Source organism: Anaerocolumna sp. AGMB13020, assembly GCF_033100115.1.
Classification (GTDB): Bacteria; Bacillota; Clostridia; order Lachnospirales; family Lachnospiraceae; genus Anaerocolumna.
In genome coordinates this window covers 3124271-3148460 of sequence record NZ_CP136910.1, presented here as the reverse complement: position 1 = coordinate 3148460, position 24190 = coordinate 3124271, and the positions used below count along the sequence as shown (strand labels likewise).

The following is a 24190-nucleotide window of genomic DNA, read 5'->3' as shown; positions in this document are numbered from 1 at the left end:
AATTATAACAGGAGGGGTTATGAGAACCTTATTCGTTTTATTATTCTTACTTATATTTTTTACCGTCAGCCTGCTTTTATTTCTGTATGAAATCATCCTCGGCAAGATCAATCCCAGAAAGAAAGTGGAATCCTCCCAGCGCATCGTATCCTGGGCATTTCGTGTGATTCTTTTTATCAGCGGTACAAAGTATGAGATAAGGGGTCTGGAAAATGTGCCAAAAGACCAGGCTGTATTATATGTATCCAACCACCGCAGTTATTTTGATATTGTACTGGGTTATGCAACGGTGCCAACTCTCACCGGTTATGTTGCCAAAAAAGAAATCGGGAAAGTGCCAATCCTCAAAATCTGGATGAAATATCTTAACTGTCTCTTCTTAGACAGGGATGACCTAAGGGAAGGGCTAAAAATGATCCTAACAGGCGTAGAGCTGGTTAAAAATGGCTATTCCGTATTTATCTCTCCCGAAGGAACCAGAAATCATGGCGATGAAATGCTCCCCTTTAAGGAAGGCAGCTTAAAAATTGCAGAAAAATCAGGCTGTCCCATCATTCCCGTCGCAATATCCAATACGGACAATATTTTTGAAAATCATCTTCCCTGGATAAGAAGAGCAAAAGTTATCATAGAATACGGAAAACCCGTAGAGCCAGGTTCCTTAAGCAAAGAAGAGCGTAAATTCCTGGGTTCCCATGTTCAGAATATTATCCGTGACATGCTTCAGAAAAATGCCGGTCAAACAGTTTAATTACTTGAACTTTTGAAAAATTAATGATAAAATAAATCCATTGCAAATTCTGGGGAAGGAGGTAGAAAGTTGAGTCCCGGTATTATTGTATTGATAGTAGTTCTGGTTGTTGTTCTTGGTGCTCTTATCGGTCTGTCCATTTATGGAAGAAAGCTTCAGAAAAGATCTGAGGAAAGTCAGGCTCAGATGAAAGCCGGCGCACAGTCAGTTTCTATTTTAGTAATAGATAAAAAGCGAATGAAGTTAACGGAGGCCGATCTGCCAAAGATAGTAATCGATCAGACACCGAAATATCTGCGCCGTTCTAAGGTCCCCATTGTAAAAGCAAAAATTGGACCAAAGATTATGAATTTAATGTGCGACGATAAGATCTTTGATCTTATCCCTGTTAAAAAAGAAGTAAAAGCCGTAATGAACGGTATTTACATTATGGATGTAAAAGGCTTACGTGCAAATCTTGATGTAAAACCAGAAAAGCAAAAACTTTTCGCAAGAATCAAAGGCAAAATCACAAAGAATAATAAAGCTTAAAATCAAACAGCCGAATACCTTTATAGTAAGGTATAACGGCTGTTTTTCGTTTCTTGTTCATTACCACTTTTACTGGGCCTTAGCTCACAATTCAAGGTATACTTTTCATGTGACTATGAACCTGTTCCGTCATGAATGCCTTTCCTTAATACCTGCACTGGCATGAGGAACAAGTACTCTGTTTATTTTCTTGAGGTTATCTTCATCTGTATCTGACAGTCACCGATAAAGGAATAGTTTATATCCAGTCCATAATTTATCTCTAACGTTAATTTGTCCGCTTCCTCTGCCACCTGTATCCTGCCGGTATGAATTCCTATTTGCAGATCGCCATAAGGAGTGTTGTAGAAAGTGGTATTCTTCCTGCCTACTTCAAATATCATATGAACGTTACTGGCACCTCTTTTTATAATATCGATCTGCTCGTTTCCTACCTTAACCGTACAGCTGGTCACTCCATCGGTGCCCTCTATCACTTCATCATAACAGATGTAATGTTTATCGTTTTTGTTATAGTACTGACCCACGGATATTACTTCAATGGGCTCGTCCCTGTCTACCTCGTATTGAAGTCCGGATATGGAAACCAATACATCTTTCTTCATGCAATCCTCCCTATCACGCCTTGCTTTCAGGCTATAAATATGTTGTCAGAGCATCCGCAAAGCTTTCAATATTCACATCTTCCGTTTCAACTACATCACAGGGAAGTATGGTATTGGCAAACCTTTTGAATTTATCCGCGCCGTCACTTACATAGAATTTATGCTCACAGGCAGGTCCGTTGTTCTCTATTCCCGCCTGCAGCAGTACCTGTTTCAACTCTATGGCGGTTTCATAAGCAGGATTAACCAATGTAACGTCATTTCCTACGATAGATCCGATTATGTTACGTATAAGCGGATAGTGAGTACACCCTAATACCAAAGTGTCTATATTCAGTCCGAGGAGACTGCTGATATATCTTTTGGCCACCTCCACGGTTAAAGGGTCTGTAAGCCAGCCTTCTTCCACCAGAGGAACAAAGAGAGGACAAGCCTTTCCATATACCCTTACATCCGGGTTCAATTCTTTTATATATGTGTTATATATTCCGCTGTTGATGGTACCTTCTGTACCAATTACGCCGATATTTCCATTCTTTGTGGCTTCAGAAGCCACCTTCGCACCAGGCTTTACCACTCCGATTACAGGTATTGAGACCTCTCTGGCAACCACCTCAAGTGCAAGTGCACTGGCGGTGTTACAGGCGATAACAATAGCCTTTACGTCTTTGGTCTGTAGGAACTTTATGATTTGTCTTGAGTAAGTAATAATAGTCTTTTGTGATTTACTTCCGTATGGAACCCTGGCAGTATCTCCAAAGTAGATTATCGTTTCTCCTGGTATCTGTCTCATGATTTCCCTGGCTACCGTTAATCCCCCGATTCCGGAATCAAAAACACCGATAGGTGCATTACAAGACATCGCTCTCTCCTCCTGCTTCTGCTGCTCTGGCAAAGGCAAGCTGCAATAATTTTTCTATCAACTGGGGCTTTCCGATTCCTTTAGCCTCCCATAGCATGGGATACATGCTGATGGATGTAAAACCTGGCATGGTATTGATCTCATTAAAGATTACTTCTCCGGTAATTCTATCGACGAAGAAATCCACTCTGGATAAACCATGTCCGTCCACTGCTTTAAAAATCTTAATAGCATAGTCCCGAATTGTATCAGCTGCGCCCGCGGGCAGTTCAGGAGAGATAATTGTCTTAGATTCTGCATTGTTGTATTTGGCATCATAATCGTAGAACTGTGCTGCTGCTACGATTTCACCTACACCGGAAGCCCTGGATTCATTGCCTCCAAGTACGGCACATTCAATTTCACGTCCATTGATGGTCTCCTCTACCAGGATCTTTCTGTCATGCTCTGCTGCAAGCTTTAATCCTGACATCAGTTCTTCTCTGGATTCTGCCTTGGAGATACCTCTGGAAGAACCTGAGTTAGAGGGCTTTATGAAAACAGGATAAGGTATCACTGCTTCAATTCTCTTAACGGTATCCTCCATGCTGCTTAGGTCTTTCCTTGTAACAGCCACATATTTTGCCTGTCTGATACCCAGCGTATCTACAATGATCTTTGTATATAATTTATCCATGGAAACGGACGAAGCTAAAACTCCGCACCCAACATAAGGTATCTTAGCCAGTTCTAAGAGTCCCTGAATGGTACCATCTTCTCCGCATAATCCGTGAAGAACAGGAAATACCACATCCACTTTTATCTTTTCTGCCTTGTCACCGTTTAAGATTAACACGGACTTAAGTGAAGCATCTGGTAACAGAACTGCGGCTTCTGTATTTTTAAGCCAGGTGCCTGAAGTAATTTCGTCCGCATTGTTTACTTTGAGCCATTTTCCCTCTTTGGTAATTCCTATAATGAGAATACGGTATAAATCCGCATTGATATGTTTAATTACGGTAGTAGCGGAAACGCAAGAAACTTCATGCTCAGTAGACTGCCCGCCAAACAAGACTGCAACTGTTTTTTTACTCATACTGATATCCTTCCTTTAATATCCTGATGTTTGCTTTCGATGCCTATATGTCTATATCTTATCCTTAAAATTCTATTTTATGATTGTTGTTTTCTTTGAATTTTTACCGCTGTATGTGCAAATATTACCAGGCTAAACTTTGCGCCTGATATTTCTATTCTATACATATAGCTTTTTTTATTTTACTCTTTCTTTTTACAAATCGCAAGGATTTTATTCTTTTTACCTCTTTTGTTTAAATTTGGATTATACGTACATACTAAAAATAATTCAAACTATTTAAAGGGAGGTTCGGAATATTGTTAAAAATAAAAATCCATATTTATCAATTTCTGCATCGGAAAAAAACTTCAGAAAATAGAGGATCCTTACATAAGAAATTCCAATCCATTGACCGAAAGCTGCTCCTTAAATTAAGCGCCTGCCTATCGCTTTGCTTACTCTGTCTCATATATTCCATCAAAGTTATACATGCAGATTCTTATGAGAGCAAAGCTGCCATGCAAAAGGATATTGCTTCCCAGATTATTCGTTTCCATGTGATAGCCAACAGCGATTCCACACAAGACCAGGCTCTTAAGCTGAAAGTCAAATCTGCCCTGACAGAAGCCTTAAGACCCAAGCTGTCCAGCCTGACGGATGTTAATGAGGCAAGGCTTGTTATTGAAGAGAACCTTGCGGAGCTGGAGGCTCTGTCAGAAGATATCATACAGGAGAATGGATATCAGTATACGGTTACAGCCTCTTTAGAAACCGGTTACTTTCCTATTAAGATTTATGGAGATCTTACTCTGCCACCAGGGCAGTACGAGGCTCTGCGTGTTGAAATCGGTGAGGCAAAAGGACAGAACTGGTGGTGTATCATGTTTCCGCCTCTCTGTTTTGTGGATGCCACCTACAGCGTGGTACCCAAAGAATCCAAAGAACAATTAAAGCATGTATTGACAGAAGACGAATACGATGCCGTCTTTTCTTCAAAAAAAGCAGATATCCGGGTGAAGTTCAAGCTTTTTGAAATAATAAAAGATTATTTGTCTGATTAGAGTAAAACTTGCATAACGCTTTCTCTAAGATTATAATAAAGACATTAACTTACAGAGGAGTATCCATGAATTCCATCAAGCTGAAAGCATATGCAAAAATAAATCTTGGCCTGGATGTGGTGCGAAAAAGGGAGGACGGTTATCATGAAGTTCGCATGATCATGCAGACCATCGGCCTGTATGACAAAGTATCCATATTACGGACCAACAATACCTCCATAACCGTTAAGACGAATCTTCCTTACCTGCCAACAGATGAAAACAACCTGGTATACAAAGCCGCTGCTTTAATCAAAAAAAATTATGGTATTACCCAGGGTGTTCATATTATATTAGATAAGAAAATCCCTGTAGCAGCAGGTCTGGCTGGAGGAAGCAGTGACGCCGCTGCTGTTCTTTACGGATTAAACCGCCTGTTTCATTTGAATCTGTCAAAGGAGGAGCTGTCAAAGTTAGGCTTGCAGTTAGGCGCAGATGTTCCTTATTGCCTCTTACGCGGAACAGCTCTTTCCGAGGGCATCGGTGAAATATTGACTCCTGTCTCTCCTTTTCCTTCCTGTCAGGTACTGATTGTCAAACCGGGAATCAATGTATCGACAAAACATGTTTATGAACACCTTAAGCTGGCGGAGGATACCTCTCATCCGAACATCGATGCTATCCTTACCGCTATAAGAAGAAAGGATCTTAAAGCTGCCGTCAGTCACTTTGGCAATGTACTGGAATCCGTTACCATTAAGGAATATCCTGTAATCGGTCAGATCAAGGATGAGCTTACAGCCTTTGGAGCTATCGCATCTATGATGAGTGGCAGCGGACCTACGGTGTTTGGGTTATTCGACAGCAGAGAAAAAGCGGAAAAGGCTTTTTATCAGTTAAAAGCCGGGAAATCCTATAAACAGGTATATTTAACCGGTCTTTACCAGCCAGGTCTTAAGTTTTAGCCCTCTTTCTCCGATATGGTCAATGTAGACTTATTGGCATTGCCCATACATGGAGGTATGAAGATGAATGTAAATGGAATTACAGCGGCTGCTTATGCGCCGACGGCAAAAACCACCGGAAAGACTTCCGGTACGTCACAAAAAAGCAGCTCAGCACCTGCTGCAGTATATGAAAAATCCTCAGAGATTACTGAAAACACCACTGCTAAAAGCGATACCGCTGTGGTAGAATCCCTTAAAGCAGAAGCAGAGAAAAGAACAGCACAATTAAGAAGCCTGGTTGAGAAGATGATGCTCTCCCAGGGAAAAGCTTTTGATTCGGATGCTATGTGGAATTTCTTAAGAAGCGGAGAATATACCGTAGACGAAGCAACCTCCAATCAGGCAAAAGCTGACATCGCAGAAGATGGTTATTGGGGGGTTGAACAAACCTCTGATCGTTTAGTATCTTTTGCAAAAGCCCTGGCGGGCAGTGACCCGGCAAAAGCAGAAAGTATGATAAACGCTGTGAAGACAGGTTATGAACAGGCAACCAAAGCCTGGGGCGGTGAGCTTCCTGAAATCTGTAAGAAAACCCTGGATGCCACTCTAAAGAAGCTGGATGAGTGGAAAACATCCTCCACCGAATCTGCAAAGTAACCTTACCTGCATACATAAGCCTGCTCATACAGGCAAACCAAACTAGTTCCATGGCTTTTATCCTTTACAGGAAAGCCATGGAACACTTTTTTATTCTAATGCAATTAAAATCACTAACAGCTTACTGCTCTTTCTTCGACTTCCCGGATCCTGACAGTGCTTCCGGGAACAGAGGAAAACTACAGGATTTTATCTACTCTCTTTGTAATTAACAGCTTATCGCCGGGTTTTATATACTCATCCTCTAAATCATTCAGTTCTTTGAGTTTATCCACCGTGCTGTAATATTTCTTGGCAATACTCCACAAGGTATCCTCATTCTTTACAATATAGCCTACCATACTGGGCATACCTTTCAGCTTTTCATAGTCCAGATCATATTCCTGCACATCCGCTATGATGGGCTCTGTAAGAGCATTGAATACAATGGTACTCAGTCCTATCCCTGCCTTAACCTCCATCTCCTCCCCGTCAAGCACCATAACACTTAACTGCTCCAGGGAAGGTTTTATGCGGTAAATACTTTCTGTATCAACTCCTCTGGCTTCCACTGTCTGGTTAAACGGGATGACTCCTTTAATAGAATTCAGCGGTTTGGTATCATCCGGGCAGATATACAGAACCTGAATATCGATGACGCCGCCTACTAAAAGACCGCTGTCCGTAACTTCGATATCATCTACCTTTATATCTCCGGAAGCATGACAGATCTGCAGAATCTCCGGTTGACCGGGAGCTAACCGGATTCTGTCATTGACTCTTACTTTACTGTTATTTTTGACCAGAAGACTTTCATAATGGGCTTCCTTCATTACCGGAACCAGATCCTTATAAGGAGAGTAAACATCGCTTAAGAGCTCCAGTTCCTCTTCCTCATACATTTTGATAGCCATATCAATTACGACTTCTACGTCAACGATTCTTTCTTCTCCGTCAGCATCGGGTACTACTTCCAAATTAATGCCTGAAATGGTGAAGGTAATATTATCTATCATATCCTCCGAACAACCGTTGCAATCCACAGTGGTAGAGAAAGGTATTTCTGTTTCATAATATTCAACAGGATTGTCTTCACTTTCACCTGCGTAAATAATAAAAACAATCAATTCCCCTTTTACTGTAAACTTATCCTCCAGTAATCTCACCTCTACGTTACGAAGTTCAACTTCGCTATAGAGTATCTCTGATATATTCCCTTTATTAGAAGGTAAATGTATCTGGTCTTTTACCCTGTAGGTATCCCTCTTATCCACGGCAATATCCGTGACGGTAATACTCTTGTTCCTGAACTGGATATCTCCGTCACTCTCGATTCCTACTGCTGTTGCTTCATCATAAAGATCTTCCACCAGCACTGTCAGGCATACAATGGCTTTAACACTTAGTTTTCTGGAATTGATTAACCCGGTGGTCATATCCTCCAGTTCCCAGTGAACCACTGCATCGTCGCCGGCGCAGGCATCTTCTAAGTGAATCAATTCGTCAAAAGCAACTTCTCCTGCCATATTATGTAAGGGTCTTGCGTTTTCGTCACTGAGATAAAGGACATTAAAATGCAGTGAGCCGTTAACCATGAGCTTACCATTTGACATCTTAACATCATTGATTTTTACTGTGCCCTGTTCTTTAATAATTTTATAAATGTCAGGCTTAACATCCGGCACATTAAAGTCATCATCCAGGGTAAGCTGAAGGCTGGTTTGACATTTTAATTTATTCATATGAACATTTTTCTTTATCAGTTCCACAAAAATATCCCTCCTTGTCTTATACCATATAATATTCGTAAGAAGTAATATTTATGAATAAAGAATTGGTACTGTGTCAAAAAATAAAAAGGTTCTATACTGAATGTTGGGGCGTGCTTGAAAAGCACACTTCCAACATTCTTTTAGTTGTAATAAAATACATCTATAAGAAGCCTCCCAAACGCATTATCCCGACCAAAGTTTAATGTTAACGGAGGTGACCTCTTATAGATGTACCCTAATTATAGCAAGGCATTCTTAGACTTGAAAGATGTTTTTGTAAAAAAAGTGATTCAGGCAGATTCTTTTTTAAAGGTTTTCATTGAAACTAAACCTTCTGAGCAGACCTGTCCTTGTTGTGGCTGTAAAACAAAAAGAGTTCATGACTATCGAATCCAGGAAATTAATGACACTCCTTTCCAAGGTAAAACCGTCATTCTGGTTCTAAGAAAACGACGTTATTTATGTACCTCCTGCGGAAAACGATTTTTGGAACACTATTCTTTTCTTCCTACCTATCACCGCAGAACAAGGAGACTGGCTTTTTATGTTATATCTCTCCTTCGGCAGACTTTTTCTCTCAAGCAGGTTTCAATCCTTACCGGGGTTTCCGTCCCTACAATCTGCAGACTTTTGGATACCATCCATTATGCACCCCCAGATAAACTTCCTGAGGCTGTTTCTATTGATGAATTTAAAGGCAATGCCTCTACTGGGAAATATCAGTGTATCCTCGTTGATCCTAAAAAACACCGGATTCTGGATATTCTTCCAGACCGCACTCAGAGCCATCTGGCTGATTACTGGAGAAACATTACAAGAAAGGAAAGGCTGAAAGTAAAGTTCTTTGTCTGTGACATGTGGCTTCCCTATGTGGAGCTGGCCAGGACCTTCTTTCCAAATGCAAAGATTATAGTGGACAAGTATCATTTCATTCGTCAGGTCACATGGGCTATCGAAAATGTTCGTAAACGGCTCCAAAAATCCATGCCGACTTCTCTTCGAAAATACTATAAACGAAGCCGGAAGCTGATTTTGACCCGCTATAGAAAGCTGAAAGACGAGAACAAACAAGCCTGTGATCTGATGCTCCAGTATAGTGATGACCTACGGTTGGCGCACATGATGAAAGAATGGTTTTATGACATCAGCCAGCTGGAGTCCTATCGTAAGCAACAGCAGGAATTCGATGATTGGATATCTAATGCAAGAGGATGCGGTATTAAAGAATTCGAGAAATGTGCAAAAACGTTCCAGTCTTGGAGAAAAGAAATCTTAAATGCCTTCAAATATGGCATTACAAACGGTGTCACAGAAGGATTTAACAATAAGATTAAAGTATTAAAACGAAGTTCTTATGGAATCCGAAACTTTAACCGGTTCCGTACTCGGATACTTCATTGTACATCATAGGAAAAATGGTCGGGATATGGAGGCTTATTTTGCATGCCCAAAACAGCATACAGTAGAATGAACTATCGAAACAGCTCTAAACGTAAGAAAGGAGCGGGATTCATACGAATCCCACCCCAACTATTGACAAAGAGCCAATAAAAAAAGGGAGGGTGTCCCGGGTCCTATGACCTCCGGAACATCCTCCCAGCTTGTCTATATCAAGTTAGCACAACATCATCTGTACATCTTTCGTTAATACATCTGCATAGCTAAAAGATAATGTTTTAAAAGTTTCAGCTGATCCATCTTCAATCTTCACCAGAAAAATGCTTGGATAAGTTTCAGTTATTATGCCTTCTGTTATGTCAATCTTATTTCTTCCCCTGTTAGCTTTTATCCTGACTCTGCTTCCTATGTGACTGATAACTTCTCTGCGAACTTTGCTTACATCTGCTTGTTTCATCATCATTACAGCCTCCTTATGGGTATGCCATTTTATATTAAGGGTTTTTATACAAACCAATAACTCGGAACATAAGTAAACACATAACTATCTTAGTATACCAAATTTTCTGGTAAATGTCAAATAATTTTCTGACAATTCAGTACTTTTTACCTACTTGTTTATATAAAAAGTAATAAAATATACTTTTAAAAGTCACTATATCTTGTCATTTTTTTACTTATGCGAACTAGTATACCCATTTTTTCCAAAAAAATGCATGTATTGCAAATTTATTTTTAGAATTATTTATGCAACTTATACTATAGTTGTAGTGTGATTTCCGGAGAAAAATATTTCATAAACTGCTTTTTTGTATGCAACCGCCAGTTGATTTCGTTTTTATGGGTGAAGGACATAAAGAAAAGACTGTACGAAAGCTTGCTTTATATGGCGGGTACATGCCTGACATATTTCATACAGCTTGTTACAGTCCTTTATTCTTCGTATTATTTATATTTTGGTGTCTTATCAACAAATTCTGTCTTTATTACTACATATGGATATGTAAGTGCATTGGTAACCTGCTCATTTTCACCCGGTCCTACCAGATTGGTGTCTACAACGATTGCATCCTCTGTTAAATACACTTCGTTTACAGTAATACTGTAGCCGCCGGTAGGCTGTTCACCATACCCCACTACTATGTACAGATTTTCCACATCCGAATAGGATAACCTGAAAGGCTCCTTTTTCTTTTCGTTAATCATCTTCATTAAAGGTTCCGGTACATCGGCATCCTCTACCACTGTAAATTCAAGATCTTTAATCTTCTTACCACCTGTATCCTGTGTACTGCAGCCTGAAAACAGCAGGGAAACTCCCGCTATGATAAATATGAACAGACCGGATAGGTACCTTCTGCTGCCAAGACATCTTCTGACAGCAGTGAGATGTTTGCTTGCTTTCACATTACCCTCCATATAGGCATTGGAATAAAAAATAATAATCTTTTACTCTAAGCCTCCTCATAGAATCTACTTACAGTATTTTATGCCAAAAAGTGAGATATATTACTGATAATGAACAGTAAATCCTAAATGTGGTGCTTTAAAAGGAAAAGCGCTCCAAAACTATAATTTTAGTTTTGAAACGCTCTGTACATATCAATTTTAACTTCTTCTAATTGGATGCTTCCATTGCAGGAAAATTAAGTTTAACATCTTCGTCATCATCTTTTACTTCCACCGTATAGGTCTTCGTATTATAACCCGACTGAATAAGGGTGATATACTGCAGTCCTGTAGTTTTCGGATAACTTACAGGAGCTATTCCTTTGAACTCCCCATTTACATATACTGACGCCCCTTCCGGTGCTTGGATATATACATACTTCTTGGTGGTTCCGCCTGTATTTCCGGAATTATTGGTGTTATTGTTGTTATTTGTATTGTCAGTATCCGTATCGGTTCCGTTATTCCCTGAATCTGTACCACTGCTGTCTCCGCCTGAGCTGGAACCGTCTTCCTCTTCGCCTGCTGTACTCTCTTCATTCTTATTGTCGGCAGCCGCAAGCTTGATATAGAGTTCCTTTTCTTCCTCCTGTACATCTATGATACCGCTATATTCTTTATATCCTCCTAAGGTTGCCTTTATGCTGTGTTTTCCATATTCTAATTCAATGGCTTCTGTATAGGAGACTTCTTTACCGTCTACATAAAGATCTGCGCCTTCCGGAGATACATGAAGAGTCACCATAGCTGTCTGAACAGGTGGCAGCTTGAATTCTCCCATATTGACCTCAACCTCCTCCTCAGGCAGAACCTGTACGGTTTTGGTACCGGTCAATCTTCCTTTTTCCAGTGTAACCTCATAGTCCCCTTCTCTTACCGTTACAATCATGTCTTCTTCTACCGCCAGAACCGCCCGTTTTCCAATATAAGCCGTACCGCCAATAAAGTCTTCATAATCAGTAAATTTAAGGGTTCCATGACCTTTTGTCACGATAATAGAATAAATCTTTTTTTCATATCCCACTGCCAGCAATTCATCGGTAGTGTCAAGCTCCTCTAAGGTCAGTTCCTCTCCGCCTCTGGTAATCAGCAGATAATCTGCATATTGATAGTATTTGTCTGCAATACGTATGCTTCCCTCTTCCCCATCTAATCCCCAGTTGGAAATCCCCTGATATCTCCATGCCTTATCCCAGATCTGAAGGCTCACGATTTCGGTAGTCTCCTTATGATAGGTTGCCTCAACCATTTCTCCGACTTTCAACTTCTCTGCCGTAACATTTTTACCATATTTATCAAGACTCAGGGAACTCTCTGTAAATATCAGGTTGATGTCTTGTCCATCGCCAATGCCTCTTAAGGTATATTTCCCACTGTTAACATCTTTACTGGTTATAATGGCGGGAATTACGACCTTTTTATCCTCCGTCTGCTGTACTGTATTTCCATCCTTCCCATTGTTTTTGCTTTCCACAGGGCTTTTGGGCAGCAAAGAGGACAGGCTTATGATTAATATGAGAAGAAACCCTCCTATTAACAGGTATAAAAAGGTATTATTTCTTTGTTTTCGCTTCAATGTCCTTTTCTCTTCCAATGTATTTCCTCACTGACTTTGGCAGTCTGCTTTCTCTTTATATGTCAAGCTTCTATTTTATTAAAATAAGCATAATTTAGTTTTACCGCTTCCAGGGATAAAAAGGCTGTTATTTAGCATTTTTATGTTTGAAAGCGGTAATTAAAAAAACTTTGGCTTATTATAAAAACTTATACTTCTCATATAGTTCCTACTGTTGCAATATCCCGTTCAGTATCATTTAACGGATTGGATGTACTGAATAGGTACTGAATGTTTCAGTACGTCTGCAGCGCAGATTCTCAATTAGGCTCTATACTGTTTGGCGGACTTTTGTCCTTCTGCGTTTATTATAAAACATAGAAAAGCAAAACTCAAGGCTTACACGCGGTTTTGCCTTAGTGCTTTAGTTCAGGGTACCATGGAGGCAATCTAGAAATCTTTTTCTGCCTTCTAACTGTTCCCAGGTTCCTATCAGTTTCTGGATGTTTCTCTGGGGTACCCAGGATTTTTTACCATTATAATAAAAGTTTGTAATCTTCCAGAACTTTTCAGGATAGAGGAGAAGTATGTATAGAAGCTTTCTCTCATCTCTGTCAAGGGGTAGTATATCTGTATAGGTATTTAATATCATACTTCCGATATCAATATCCCAGTCATTTTTCTCAAGACATTTGCGAATATAAAAATACAAATCCGTACATTGTACCCCAATACAGGATTTATCAAAGTTAGTCGTGGCCATCTCTGCCCGTGCCCTGTTCTTGATCCCCGCAGCCGATATCAAATCTCTGCGAGGGGAGGGTTTTAGACCTGATGAATACTGTGCTGTATTTACCATGATAACATTATGATAGGTGTAATTGCCATGGCAGACATAACGGTGTTCCTTCGCTTCCTCCATTAACTTACTGTAATTGCTGTCTACAAGGAGCCTTGTGGCTTCCTGTGCCTGTTCATAAAATTCATCATAACAATTGATATAACATACTTCAAATTCATTTTTCTTTTTCTTTTCTCTGATATAACTTCTGACACGCTTTAACTCCCGGTTTCTTTTATCAAATAGCTCCAGGAGGTCCGGTCCGGTATTCTTTGCAATCTGTTCCTCATTCAGAGGAACTTCTCTGAGCAGTCCATGGAGCAGTGCTAAGTTGGCGGCACCATTTGCAATGTCTGATTCATTCCTAAGATTACATTCATCTCCAGGAAACCAGTTCTTTAAGATATACTTGCTCCCTGCACCGTCCTCTGTTATTATCTCACCAGCATTATTGCGCATATATAAATCCACATAAGGGTAGTCGTTTAAATACTCCAGCAGGGTATACTCAAATTCCACCCTGTTTTTAGAACTTTCCAAGCTTTTCAACAGCTTGAGTCCCTTATCCGTCTCTGCTATAAATGCCCCCCTGATTCTGTATGTGTTATAAATCTTTATATTATATTGTCTAAATACTTCCAGATTTCTATCCTCCATAGGAAAGCCTCCTGACTCAAACTATTGCACCGCTTCATAGGTGTCTCTTTTAATCCTATGATATAACGCAGGTTTTCATGACAGGAATCCTAAGGATTCTAAGAATATTTTATAGGGCCTGTTACTTTTGCTTCAACGATTTTAAGAGAAGCCAAAGCTTTAACTTTAAACTATTCTGTTATGAGTTATTAATAAGAAGGAGTTATATTTTTATCAGCTTTATGAACCCCATGCGTACTACTAAGAAGGTTTGAAAGCTTCTGATAACTCTACGCTTCTCTTAAATGTATTTCTTGAGCCATCAGGCTTAATTTTTCTTTTGTATTTAGCTCCGGTTCCTTCAGAACAGATACCAATAATTCCCCGAGCACCTGTCCCATGGCTTTACCTGGTTTAAATCCAAGTTCTATAAGATCCTTCCCATTAATCATCAATTCCTTTAGTTCAACACATTCTTTTTTACGAAGGATTTCATGATATAATTCTCTGGCTTTCTCTAAGTCTTCCCCTTTCCCACCGGAAATACTACCCTTTTCCGTAAGAATACAAGCTTCCTTAACAGAGAACAGCATGTCCATTAAGTCTTTGCCAATAGCATTTACTGCCTTTCGCATTTCCCAGGGTGTAAGCAGGAACTCATAATCACACCAGGTTAACAGTCGGTATACATAGTCAATGGTTTCATTGTCAAATTTAAGTCTTCTAAGTACTTCCCTGCCCTCTTCCGGCTTAAGTCCCTGTAACAGCAAGGCCCAGGAAAGAATACTTGCCTCTTTCTCTTTTCCTTTGACAAATGGCAGTACCTGTTCTCTAAGGTACCTTATGCTTTGCAAGGAAAAGACTCCATAAGATTCCTTCTGCTTCTTATGGGGTTTTGTCATAAGAGTATTGAATTCCGGCAGAATTATTGCTGTAATTCCCAGTTCCCAGGCAATCAAGAGCCTGTCCGGATTAGGTGATGCCAGTAATTTATTCAGCTCAGTCCTTATGCGTTCAGCACTGATATTTTTAAGGTTTTCTGCCTTTATCTTAGCAGCGTTAAGAGTTCCTCTCTCTATTTCAAAACCTAGCTGTGCAGAGAAGCGAACTGCCCTGAGTATTCTTAAGGCATCCTCATCAAAGCGCATCTCGGCACTGCCTACACAGCGAATCCGCTTTTCCTCTAAGTCTTTTAATCCATCAAATATATCGACAAGGCCGCTGTTTTCGTTATAGGCCATGGCGTTTATGGTAAAATCCCTTCTCATAAGATCTTCTGAGAGATAAGGTGTATAAGTAACCTCCCTGGGATGTCTGTTATCTTCATATTCTCCGTCGATACGGTAAGTTGTAACCTCATAACCGTTCTTATCAAGCATAACGGTAACCGTTCCATGTATGATACCCGTATCAATTGTCCGCTTAAAAATCCCCTTGACCTGTATGGGGCTTGCAGAGGTGGTTATATCCCAGTCCTCCGGCTCCCTGGCAAGTATAACATCCCTCACACATCCACCTACTGCATAGGCTTCATAACCATTCTTCTGCAATTCCTTTATAATATAATCCACATCTTTTGGCAGCTGTATCTTCATAAAAAAATCCTTCCTGACATTCTCTCTTTATTATAGCCGATGTCAGGAAGGATAACAAATTTTTTTTAAGGTTTAATTATCATCATAGGAATCCATTATATGATATACCGGCTCTTCCTCCTGGATGTTTTTTACCTGCTTACCCGCATATAAAAGAATTGCAGTTACTGCTGCTCCGGTAAGAAGAAACAGGATACTTACTGCAATATGATTATTCAGTATTTGCTCCGGTAATATATAATCCAACGTCATACCGGCAATATTAACAGTCATATGAAGTAAAATTGCGCCGATCAGTGAGTAAGCCCGGCGAATCAGTCCAAAACTAAGTCCCATTGCAAAAGCATATAAGCCTTGTATCAGATTCATATGATATATGCCAAACAGCAGCGCCTGAGCAAAGTTTGCAGCCAGGAAGGGCATATATTTTCTTGCTTTATTAAAGGTGACTCCTCTGAAGATAAGCTCTTCCGCAATTGGTGCTACCAACCCTACATAAAGAAAGGAAATAAAGGTATTCCCCATCCCAAGGCTATCTATTAATTCACCGTAGCCATCAAACCAATCGGGTCTGAGGTTTGATATCACTGTAAGTATAATAGACAGGGAAATCTGTATACATACACCCAATATAAGAATCAGAACGATTCCTTTTGTATCGAGCTTATCAGCCTTGACCAGAATATCCCCTGATTTCTTCTGTTTCTTAAGCCAGATACTAAAAACGACGATGTCAACAATTCCTATGGCTGCCGATATTCCCAAAAGTATTTGGGGATTTAGCGCACCATTGGCAATATCCTGTATATTGTTTATATCCAGCGTACCCTGTGCTGACATCTGAATTCCCATCACAACACCATATATAATCACTCCCCAAAAGGCACCTAAAATTTGCAAGGCCAGTGCCAGCAAAAAGGGGAAGGTAATGGTGAGATAATTACCTGTCTTCTTCATGTTTACCTCTTTCTGAATATTTAATTTTAGCTGGTGTTCCTATAATATGTGCTACTTATGGTTAGGCTTTTTTATTAAGAAGAAAACCGCTACAAGAAAAAAACTGAATGATATTATATATCTTACAGCTCCACCATACCACAGATTTAACAACCCAAATACTATATATACACCAGCGGTTACTAAATGGAAATACTTCCAATTTCTTATTTTGTGTAACATTTCAACAAATCCCATATCATCACTCCTTATAATATAGAATTATAGCAATAAAACACTTACTACTTATGTTGATCTCTATACCAGCGTATCAGTTTACCTGCTACACTATCCATAGAGGGTATATCCGGTAAATTATCAGCGTTATACCAGCCTGCATCGGTAATTTCTTCATTATCCACCGTAATATCCCCGCTTTCATATTCCGCAGTAAAAGCAGTCATAAGAGCATCCGGAAAAGGCCAGGGCTGGCTTTTTAAATACCTTACATCTTTGACCTTAATGCCCACTTCTTCCTGTATCTCCCGCTCTACGGTCTGTTCAAGAGTTTCGCCAGGTTCAACATAACCTGCAATCAGACTGTATCTGCCTTCTCTAAAATTGCGGTTATGTGCCAGCAATATCTGATCCCCTTTAAAGATTGCAGTAATAACTGCGGGTGATATTCTCGGGTAAACAATATTTTTGCAAATTGGGCAGGTTCTGGCTCGCTCCCCTTCCTTCTTAACCATCTTATTACCACAACGTCCACAATATTGATTTATCCTGTTCCAGTGTAAAATATGATTAGCGGTTCCTGCCAGGATAAATAATTCAGGATCACCCGAGCGTTCTGTTAATTCCATCAGATCAATGGATATCAGATCGCCATTATCCTCCGGCATTTCCGTAAGACCAAGAAAATAACATTCATGACTATCGTATTTTCCAAGATATTCAGCTTCTTCATATTCGGTGATAAGCTTATCTAAATCTATCTTTTCAGGTATAGATACTTTTTCCCCTGTCTTCTTAACCAGCATTCTTTTCCCCGCCAACACCAATATCCATGCCTTATCCAGAGAAGTATCCGTGGGGGTAAAAGCAGGTATAAATTTCTGTTCGTCTCTATTGCTCATTCTGATTCATCTCTTTCTACTTAATTGTATGTCTGTTATTAGAGTATAACATATTTTACCCCGTATATATAGAAGTTGTAACAGGTTTTATGCCTTTTCTAGCTTAAAGCTACACAAATGTGTAGCTTTTAAGCAAAAAAGGCATAATGTATAATTCTATATTAAGATATCAGCCACTAACCGGCCTGCTGTCTCCATAATACTGCATATTGTCCTTCTCTGTCAATTAATGTCTGATGATTTCCATATTCTATAATCTTTCCTTTCTCCATTACATAAATACGGTCACATCTTCTAATCGTACTTAACCTATGTGCAATAATAATTGTCGTCATACCCTTACTGTATTCCTCAATGGTATTTTCTATAGCCCATTCGGTTATGGAATCCAGATTACTGGTAGCTTCGTCCAGAATCAGGATATCCGGCTTTCTTAGTATAGCCCTGGCAATCGCTAACCTCTGCCTCTGTCCGCCGGAAAGGTTGGAGCCATTCTCCTCCAGTCTTGTATTATACTGAAAAGGAAGTTCACTGATAAAATCATGTGCCTGTGCCTTTTTCGCTGCTTCCATAACCTCTTCTGGTGTTATACCTCCTAATCCCAGCATCAGATTATCCATTATACTACCACTGAAAAGAAAAGTTTCCTGAGGTATATAAGCAATACGATTACGTAGAGCTTCCAGCTGAATATCTTTTATATTATTACCGTTAATCAATATTTCTCCAGACTCAGGGCTATAAAGATTTAATAGTAATTTTGAAAGGGTTGTTTTACCGGATCCGCTTCCGCCAACCAGCGCTATCTTCTCACCCTGTTTTATATGTATGTTAACTCCTTCCAGAACCGGTTTTCTGGTTCCGTATCGAAAGGTAATATCCTTAAATTGTATATCTCCCTTAAGGTCCCGGAGATTCCTTTTGTTATTTTCCATATCACCTTTTTCAAATTCCAAGTCAAGTACCTCACCTAATCGTTGTGCTGCAACGACCGCCATCTGCATTTGCGGCTGAAGGTTAATCAGGTTCTTCACCGGTTCAAGGAAATATGCCAGCAGAAAGTTATAAGTAATTAACTGTCCGGGGGAGATATTTCCTTTTATTACATTATAAGCCCCAACCCACAGAATGACAATGCCGCCTGTTAATTCGGTAAAGCTTACCAGGGAGCCTTGGAGATTACTCACCCAGCTGAGTTTAAATACACTTTTAAGGAGTTTTGTAAATCTTCTCTCTGTCTCAAGATCAAGTTTACTCTCAGCATTGTAAGCTTTTACTGTCTGTATACCGTTTAAGGATTCGACCATGTAGGAGGTCAGCTGTGCACTGTCTTCCATCTGGGTCTGGTTTAATTTCTTATACCATTTATTAAAACTCCATACTATAAAGAAGTATAAGACTACAACAACTGCAGTTACACCAAACATTTGGGCATTTTGCAGGAATAAAATAATACCGCCGGTTATTGCCATCAGCGTGTCTATCATTATGGTCAGTGCTGCCCCTGATATGGCTTCCCTGACTTTTGAGGCGTCGTTAAAACGTGAGATAATCTCTCCAACTTTTCTGTTATCAAAAAAATTCATCGGCAATTTGAGCACATGCCTGTAATAACCAAGCAGCAATGCTATGTCCAGTTTCTGACTCAGATACATCATCATATGGGATCGCAGAGCGGATAAAATTACTTTAAAAAAGTTCAGGAGGATTACACCTAAGGACAGCCTATGAAGTGTTTTTAACAACCCCAGCGGAAGCACTTCATCAATCAGTAACTTAAAATAAAAAGAAACAAGTATACCAATTGCAGTTATAAACAGGGAGGCTGTAAATACCTGCAACAGTAATTGTTTCTGTGGTAGAAGCAGAGAAAAGAACCGTTCAGACAACCCCTTCGTCTCATCGCCTTTTTCAAAGGCGGCCCCCGGTACCAATAGGATAAGAATTCCTGTCCACCTGCAGGCGGAGGAACTTCCTGTCCCATTCCCCTCTAACGGTATTTCTCCGAGGAATTCGTCGGGAGATAGCTTTATGATTCCTTTCCCTGGATCTGCTATAATTATTTGTTTGGCAGTGATTTTATGTATTACTACATAGTGGAGCAAAGCTCCATCAACAACCACGTGTGCAATACAAGGTAGCGGATATTCAGAAAAAAATGATTTTCTGTCTCCTTTTACACCTTTTGCCGTAAAGCCTAGTTGTTCGGCTGCCTTTATCATGCCGTAAGCATTGGTTCCATGCCTGTCTGTTCCTGCAACTTCTCTTATCTTTGATATGGAGGTCTTAAATCCATATTGTCTTGAGATAGTTGCAAGACAAGCTGCTCCGCAATCGGTTATGTCATGTTGTTTGACACAGTAGTATTTGTCAACCATTTTTATACCTCATTCAGCTATGGCTTAAAATATTATTCTACTTTTATGAATACTATGGAACCTGCTTTTTTTCATTTGTACAAAGGATTTTTAACAGATGGATACTTTTTTAATTATGGCTTTACAATTCCTATGAATTTGTCATAAAGTTTTGTTATAATATCATTAAATATTGATAATCCGCCATCTACTTCCTCAAGTTCTGCCTGGGTTAATTCTTCCATATTGCTAATAGAGTTTAAAGCTTGATTTGTGTTATCCATATTATCTGACCTCCTTTGTAAGGAATTTATCATTATTTGGAGAAATATACAATATAGATGTGCTATTTGGTAGATTGGACGTGCTATTTGGTTAAATAACAATACTTTTACTGGGAGGAATAAGATGAGAGACTTTACACTTACCTTTATAATAGACTTGGTCAATAACCTACTTCCTTTTTTAATCTTGGACATATTCAGCAATCATATATTAATACATAAATATTCTGACAAGCATCATGGTAAGAGACTGTTTTATTTAATTCCAATTCAGATCATATTAGGCGCAGCGGTACAAAATGTCATTTTTTTTACCCTACTGCTCTTATTAAGTTATTATTTGTATGTACTCTTTTTATACAAAGTCACCTTGCGAAGCAGTTTGGCTTATGTCCTAAGATTTTTCCTGTTTTATTATGGGACTTTGGCAGCCTTATATTTCCTGCTGTCCTATTTAATTGATTTCATACCTAACTCTACTTCCCTGTTGAGCAATCAGTTCTATATATACCTTAAGGGAATTTTATTAAATGCAGTTATTTATATAATCTCTAGTTTTTATTTAAACAGACGGCGGCTGAAAGGACAAACCATAAATAACCCTTACAAGAGAAGTATATATTTTATCATGGTCTTAATTATATTCGTCTTGGGCTGTTTTATTATCTTCCTCTACACCCTGGATGCCTCTAAGAAAACCATGGAGAATATTATTATGATCATTTTTTTAATCAATACCCTTATGATCATAATGATACTTTCCATCTATGAGAAAATTATTGATTTTCTTCAGGATGCCGCAAGGCGTCAGATACAACAGCAAAAGTATGAGATTACACAGAATTATTATGATGAGCTCTCAGAAAAGTCCAAGCAGCTGTCATCACTCAGACACGATTTTAAGAATCATCTGGGTGTTATTTCCGGACGTCTTGAACAGAAGGATTATGCTAATGCTCTGAATTATCTTAACCATATAACTTCACAGATTCAATCCGCTGGCGATCTGGTCATCACAAATAACACGACGGTTTCTGCCATACTCCAATCCAAAAAAGCAGAATGCGAAAGAAAAGGTATCCCCTTTAGCTATACCGCTGCCTTTGAGAAAATATACAGATTATCAGACATCCAGATAACAATTATATTAGGAAATATACTGGATAATGCAATAGAGGCTCTGGAAACGGATGAAATATCAAATAAATACATTACTTTATCCATTTCCCAGATTAATACCTACCTTGCAATACAGTGTGAGAACCCGTACCTTAATAAGCCCCGGGAAAAGAACGGATACCTGATTACTTCCAAGGCGGAGAAAGAATTTCATGGAATAGGACTTAAAAATATAACCGAAATCTGCGATTCCCACAGAGGAGAAATGCATTACAGCTTTGATGCTTCGGTATTTACTATTCGAATTCTGCTACCAAATTATTAAATTGCCTGTTGGTTTAATTTGTCATATATTTGGGACATAAAACGTTCCTTCAGCTCCTTATAATATTTTCTGCTGACCGGCACCTCCATATAGTCTGCCAATACTACCATATTCTTGCCGACCTCCAGAATCCTGTCAAAATTAACGATATACCCCTGATGCACATAAAAGAATCTATTAACATCCAGTCTCTCATATATTTGGGATAACGTCTCGTAGCAGGCATACTCATTATCTGTAGTGTGTATAATACTGGTATTGCGTTTCTTTTCAATATATTTTATTTTGGCTATTTCTATATGGACTTCGTTGTTCTTTATTTTTACTTCCAGATATCTTTTTCTGGCACTGATTTTATCTCTCATAAAATCTATGGAAGCCGTAGCTACACCCAGGACTTTCTTAAGTTTTATATAATCCACTGGTTTCACAAGATAATTCAGCGCATTGACTTCAAATGCACCCAAGGCATAATTTTCAAAACTTGTGGCAAAGATAATGATTACATTCTCATCTGCTTTCCTTATGCTTGCAGCCGTTTCAAGACCGGAAAGGCCATCCATCTCCACATCCAGTATCAGAATATGGTAAACTGCCTTTTCATAATCTTTCAGTAAATCCTCTCCCCTGCTGAATCTGCTTAATTCAAGTTTATTTCCACTTTCATTTTCATAAGCCTTCAATAGATTGCAAAGTTCTTCCTGATAATAAATTTCATCGTCGCATACCGCAATCCTGTAATGATTCGACATATTCTCTCCCCTTTAATTTTAATTATCATCTTAAGTTTAATCAGGTTAACTTGATTTATCAACTATTATGTGCTGTTTGGCGTTAAGAACGTGGTATTCAGTTATATTTCCTTACAGCCTGGCCTTATTACTTAAAAAAATACGGAAAAGCAGGGTTCAGACTATATAAGGATTAGTTAATATATTGTTTAATTATATTTTAAAAAATTTAATTTTATCCTATTGACATTATTACTAGTTAGTAGTATATTATAGCCATGGAAAACAAATTACAAATTAATTCACAAACAGATTTGAATATACACACTCTGAGGGCATTAAGCAGATGCAGTCAGTCAATCCACAAGCAGGAGCTTACAGTAATTAAGAGCAGTGGACTCACAGCCTCTCAGTTTGAAGTTCTGGAAGTTCTGTTCCATCTCGGTGATCTGAGGATCAGCGATATCATTGAAAAGATACTTGCTACCGGCGGCAATATGACGGTTGTCATTGACAATCTGGCCAAGGATGGACTTGTACAGCAATGTACGGATCTACAGGATAAGAGAGTTAAACTTATCCGGATAACAGAAAAGGGGAAAGCCTTAATGGAGGATTTATTACCCCGGCACTTAGATAGTATCAATGCAATATTTCAGGCACTTACAGAAGAAGAAAAGCGATACCTGAGTGAGCTCTTAAATAAACTTACACGTGTACCATAGGTACATCTCTATTTACAGCAATCGTACAATCGTACTAACTAGTACTATCAACTAGTACTAACATGAAAGCCCTTATTTCTGAAAAACAATTCAGAATACGTCTAATGCAAGCACATACAGGGTATATTAAGAACATCAAAAAAATATTATGTTTTCAGGAGGATCCACCATGAAGAATTTTAACGAAGCAATTGCAGACAGAAGAACCATATACGCCTTTAGCAAAGAGTCACCTGTTTCAGACACTACAATAAAAGAACTTGTAGAGCATGCAGTAAAGCATTCACCCTCTGCCTTTAATTCACAAAGCGGCAAGGTTGTATTATTATTTGGTAAGGAACATGATAAACTTTGGGATATTGCATTGGAAGCATTAAGAAAGGTAGTTCCTGCAGACAGCTTTGCACCTACCGAAGAAAAAATTGCATCCTTTAAGGCAGGCCATGGTACCGTCTTATTCTTTGATGACAATGGTATCGTTGAATATCTGCAGAAGGAGTATTCTCTTTATAAAGATAACTTCCCGGTATGGGCACAACAATCAAGCGGAATGCTTCAATTAATCGTGTGGACCGCCCTGGAAAATGAAGGTCTCGGTGCTTCTCTTCAGCACTACAGTGAGCTAATAGAAGCAGAGGTTAAAAAAACCTGGAATGTGCCGGAGTCTTATAAGCTGATTGCTCAGATGCCTTTTGGTAAACCAACAGCAGCACCCGGTGAAAAAGCTTTTACTCCTTTGGAAGACCGCATTCGTGTATTTGGAATAGAATAGGATCAGCAATAACGAAAGGACGTAACGGTTTACAGCTATTTTAAGTGAATGATTTTTATAACATATAATTTTGTGTAGAATTTGTGTAATTTAAGAAAGATATAAAACCGTTATAAACTTTCGATTG

At 39.1% G+C, this 24190-nt stretch carries 23 protein-coding genes; 9 read left to right on the top strand and 14 right to left on the bottom strand.

The features are described from left to right. Positions 1–19 precede the first annotated feature (19 nt). Together R2R35_RS12825 and R2R35_RS12820 are read left to right on the top strand one after the other, a co-directional pair. Positions 20–751, top strand: coding sequence for a lysophospholipid acyltransferase family protein (locus R2R35_RS12825; protein ID WP_317730208.1), 732 nt, complete (start codon positions 20–22; stop codon positions 749–751). Positions 752–820: 69 nt separating this feature from the next. Further along, positions 821–1282, top strand: coding sequence for a hypothetical protein (locus tag R2R35_RS12820; RefSeq protein WP_317730207.1), 462 nt, complete (start codon positions 821–823; stop codon positions 1280–1282). A gap of 182 nt (positions 1283–1464) precedes the next feature. Here the strand turns inward: R2R35_RS12820 and R2R35_RS12815 are convergent, their stop codons facing one another. Genes R2R35_RS12815 through R2R35_RS12805 form a run of 3 tightly spaced genes read right to left on the bottom strand, consistent with a single transcriptional unit; the run spans position 1465 to position 3824 of the window. Beyond that, complete coding sequence (locus R2R35_RS12815) at positions 1465–1887, bottom strand: DUF1934 domain-containing protein (RefSeq protein WP_317730206.1); 423 nt, start codon at positions 1885–1887, stop codon at positions 1465–1467. A 31-nt stretch (positions 1888–1918) separates the two neighbouring features. Further along, a complete protein-coding gene (gene murI, locus R2R35_RS12810) occupies positions 1919–2749 on the bottom strand; it encodes a glutamate racemase (RefSeq protein ID WP_317730205.1) in 831 nt (276 codons plus the stop codon). After that, the gene (locus tag R2R35_RS12805; protein WP_317730204.1) at positions 2739–3824 is read right to left on the bottom strand and encodes a D-alanine--D-alanine ligase family protein; all 1086 of its coding nucleotides are present in this window, start codon (positions 3822–3824) and stop codon (positions 2739–2741) included. The genes murI and R2R35_RS12805 overlap by 11 nt, the downstream gene beginning before the upstream one ends. A 299-nt stretch (positions 3825–4123) precedes the next feature. Between R2R35_RS12805 and spoIIR the strand changes: the two genes are divergently transcribed. The 3 genes from spoIIR to R2R35_RS12790 all read left to right on the top strand — a co-directional run bounded on the left by spoIIR (position 4124) and on the right by R2R35_RS12790 (position 6450). After that, positions 4124–4867: a stage II sporulation protein R gene (gene spoIIR, locus R2R35_RS12800; RefSeq protein ID WP_317730203.1), complete on the top strand. Its 744-nt coding sequence runs from the start codon at positions 4124–4126 to the stop codon at positions 4865–4867. 65 nt (positions 4868–4932) lie between these two features. After that, entirely contained in the window at positions 4933–5811 is an 879-nt protein-coding gene (gene ispE / locus R2R35_RS12795; protein ID WP_317730202.1) for a 4-(cytidine 5'-diphospho)-2-C-methyl-D-erythritol kinase, read from the top strand. A gap of 63 nt (positions 5812–5874) precedes the next feature. Beyond that, positions 5875–6450 (top strand): hypothetical protein, encoded by a 576-nt coding sequence (locus R2R35_RS12790; RefSeq protein WP_317730201.1) that lies wholly within the window; start codon positions 5875–5877, stop codon positions 6448–6450. Between the two features lie 179 nt (positions 6451–6629). Here R2R35_RS12790 and R2R35_RS12785 read toward each other — a convergent pair whose 3' ends face one another. Continuing rightward, a complete protein-coding gene (locus R2R35_RS12785) occupies positions 6630–8198 on the bottom strand; it encodes a DUF3794 and LysM peptidoglycan-binding domain-containing protein (RefSeq protein WP_317730200.1) in 1569 nt (522 codons plus the stop codon). Positions 8199–8429: 231 nt separating this feature from the next. On the opposite strand from R2R35_RS12785, the gene R2R35_RS12780 reads away from it, so the two are divergent. Beyond that, entirely contained in the window at positions 8430–9611 is a 1182-nt protein-coding gene (locus R2R35_RS12780) for an ISL3 family transposase (RefSeq protein WP_317730199.1), read from the top strand. A 205-nt stretch (positions 9612–9816) separates the two neighbouring features. Here R2R35_RS12780 and R2R35_RS12775 read toward each other — a convergent pair whose 3' ends face one another. The 9 genes from R2R35_RS12775 to R2R35_RS12735 form a co-directional block, all read right to left on the bottom strand. Continuing rightward, complete coding sequence (locus tag R2R35_RS12775; protein ID WP_242860605.1) at positions 9817–10062, bottom strand: Veg family protein; 246 nt, start codon at positions 10060–10062, stop codon at positions 9817–9819. Between the two features lie 482 nt (positions 10063–10544). Beyond that, a complete protein-coding gene (locus tag R2R35_RS12770) occupies positions 10545–11006 on the bottom strand; it encodes a protease complex subunit PrcB family protein (protein ID WP_242860606.1) in 462 nt (153 codons plus the stop codon). A gap of 211 nt (positions 11007–11217) precedes the next feature. Next, on the bottom strand, positions 11218–12642 hold the full coding sequence (locus R2R35_RS12765) for a PEGA domain-containing protein (RefSeq protein WP_317730198.1): 1425 nt from the start codon (positions 12640–12642) through the stop codon (positions 11218–11220). 385 nt (positions 12643–13027) lie between these two features. After that, positions 13028–14101, bottom strand: coding sequence for a hypothetical protein (locus tag R2R35_RS12760; protein ID WP_317730197.1), 1074 nt, complete (start codon positions 14099–14101; stop codon positions 13028–13030). Positions 14102–14370: 269 nt separating this feature from the next. Then, positions 14371–15675 (bottom strand): CCA tRNA nucleotidyltransferase, encoded by a 1305-nt coding sequence (locus R2R35_RS12755; protein ID WP_317730196.1) that lies wholly within the window; start codon positions 15673–15675, stop codon positions 14371–14373. Positions 15676–15747: 72 nt separating this feature from the next. After that, a complete protein-coding gene (locus tag R2R35_RS12750; RefSeq protein WP_317730195.1) occupies positions 15748–16632 on the bottom strand; it encodes a CPBP family intramembrane glutamic endopeptidase in 885 nt (294 codons plus the stop codon). Positions 16633–16913: 281 nt separating this feature from the next. After that, positions 16914–17750 (bottom strand): NAD(+) diphosphatase, encoded by an 837-nt coding sequence (gene nudC, locus R2R35_RS12745; RefSeq protein WP_317730194.1) that lies wholly within the window; start codon positions 17748–17750, stop codon positions 16914–16916. 176 nt (positions 17751–17926) lie between these two features. Next, complete coding sequence (locus R2R35_RS12740; RefSeq protein WP_317730193.1) at positions 17927–20128, bottom strand: peptidase domain-containing ABC transporter; 2202 nt, start codon at positions 20126–20128, stop codon at positions 17927–17929. 113 nt (positions 20129–20241) lie between these two features. After that, positions 20242–20391, bottom strand: coding sequence for a hypothetical protein (locus R2R35_RS12735; protein ID WP_317730192.1), 150 nt, complete (start codon positions 20389–20391; stop codon positions 20242–20244). Between the two features lie 715 nt (positions 20392–21106). Here R2R35_RS12735 and R2R35_RS12730 point away from each other — a divergent pair. Continuing rightward, positions 21107–21835 (top strand): sensor histidine kinase, encoded by a 729-nt coding sequence (locus tag R2R35_RS12730; protein WP_317730191.1) that lies wholly within the window; start codon positions 21107–21109, stop codon positions 21833–21835. Here the strand turns inward: R2R35_RS12730 and R2R35_RS12725 are convergent. Then, entirely contained in the window at positions 21832–22587 is a 756-nt protein-coding gene (locus R2R35_RS12725; RefSeq protein ID WP_317730190.1) for a LytR/AlgR family response regulator transcription factor, read from the bottom strand. The two genes, R2R35_RS12730 and R2R35_RS12725, sit on opposite strands and share 4 nt — an antisense overlap. A gap of 257 nt (positions 22588–22844) precedes the next feature. On the opposite strand from R2R35_RS12725, the gene R2R35_RS12720 reads away from it, so the two are divergent. After that, positions 22845–23291 carry a MarR family winged helix-turn-helix transcriptional regulator gene (locus R2R35_RS12720; protein WP_317730189.1) on the top strand — a complete coding sequence of 149 codons (447 nt, stop codon included), beginning with the start codon at positions 22845–22847 and terminating at the stop codon, positions 23289–23291. Positions 23292–23460: 169 nt separating this feature from the next. Further along, positions 23461–24063 carry a nitroreductase family protein gene (locus R2R35_RS12715; RefSeq protein ID WP_317730188.1) on the top strand — a complete coding sequence of 201 codons (603 nt, stop codon included), beginning with the start codon at positions 23461–23463 and terminating at the stop codon, positions 24061–24063. The last annotated feature ends 127 nt before the right edge of the window (positions 24064–24190 follow it).

What these genes read in the sequence shown, in the direction of transcription:
- R2R35_RS12750 (WP_317730195.1), bottom strand. Translation starts at nt 16,632, where the DNA reads ATGAAGAAGACAGGTAATTATCTCACCATTACCTTCCCCTTTTTGCTG.
- R2R35_RS12775 (WP_242860605.1), bottom strand. Translation starts at nt 10,062, where the DNA reads ATGATGATGAAACAAGCAGATGTAAGCAAAGTTCGCAGAGAAGTTATC.
- R2R35_RS12805 (WP_317730204.1), bottom strand. Translation starts at nt 3,824, where the DNA reads ATGAGTAAAAAAACAGTTGCAGTCTTGTTTGGCGGGCAGTCTACTGAG.
- R2R35_RS12735 (WP_317730192.1), bottom strand. Translation starts at nt 20,391, where the DNA reads ATGGATAACACAAATCAAGCTTTAAACTCTATTAGCAATATGGAAGAA.
- R2R35_RS12760 (WP_317730197.1), bottom strand. Translation starts at nt 14,101, where the DNA reads ATGGAGGATAGAAATCTGGAAGTATTTAGACAATATAATATAAAGATT.
- R2R35_RS12730 (WP_317730191.1), top strand. Translation starts at nt 21,107, where the DNA reads ATGATCATTTTTTTAATCAATACCCTTATGATCATAATGATACTTTCC.
- ispE (WP_317730202.1), top strand. Translation starts at nt 4,933, where the DNA reads ATGAATTCCATCAAGCTGAAAGCATATGCAAAAATAAATCTTGGCCTG.
- R2R35_RS12720 (WP_317730189.1), top strand. Translation starts at nt 22,845, where the DNA reads ATGGAAAACAAATTACAAATTAATTCACAAACAGATTTGAATATACAC.
- R2R35_RS12755 (WP_317730196.1), bottom strand. Translation starts at nt 15,675, where the DNA reads ATGAAGATACAGCTGCCAAAAGATGTGGATTATATTATAAAGGAATTG.
- R2R35_RS12715 (WP_317730188.1), top strand. Translation starts at nt 23,461, where the DNA reads ATGAAGAATTTTAACGAAGCAATTGCAGACAGAAGAACCATATACGCC.
- R2R35_RS12825 (WP_317730208.1), top strand. Translation starts at nt 20, where the DNA reads ATGAGAACCTTATTCGTTTTATTATTCTTACTTATATTTTTTACCGTC.
- R2R35_RS12740 (WP_317730193.1), bottom strand. Translation starts at nt 20,128, where the DNA reads ATGGTTGACAAATACTACTGTGTCAAACAACATGACATAACCGATTGC.
- R2R35_RS12815 (WP_317730206.1), bottom strand. Translation starts at nt 1,887, where the DNA reads ATGAAGAAAGATGTATTGGTTTCCATATCCGGACTTCAATACGAGGTA.
- R2R35_RS12780 (WP_317730199.1), top strand. Translation starts at nt 8,430, where the DNA reads ATGTACCCTAATTATAGCAAGGCATTCTTAGACTTGAAAGATGTTTTT.
- R2R35_RS12725 (WP_317730190.1), bottom strand. Translation starts at nt 22,587, where the DNA reads ATGTCGAATCATTACAGGATTGCGGTATGCGACGATGAAATTTATTAT.
- murI (WP_317730205.1), bottom strand. Translation starts at nt 2,749, where the DNA reads ATGTCTTGTAATGCACCTATCGGTGTTTTTGATTCCGGAATCGGGGGA.
- R2R35_RS12790 (WP_317730201.1), top strand. Translation starts at nt 5,875, where the DNA reads ATGAATGTAAATGGAATTACAGCGGCTGCTTATGCGCCGACGGCAAAA.
- nudC (WP_317730194.1), bottom strand. Translation starts at nt 17,750, where the DNA reads ATGAGCAATAGAGACGAACAGAAATTTATACCTGCTTTTACCCCCACG.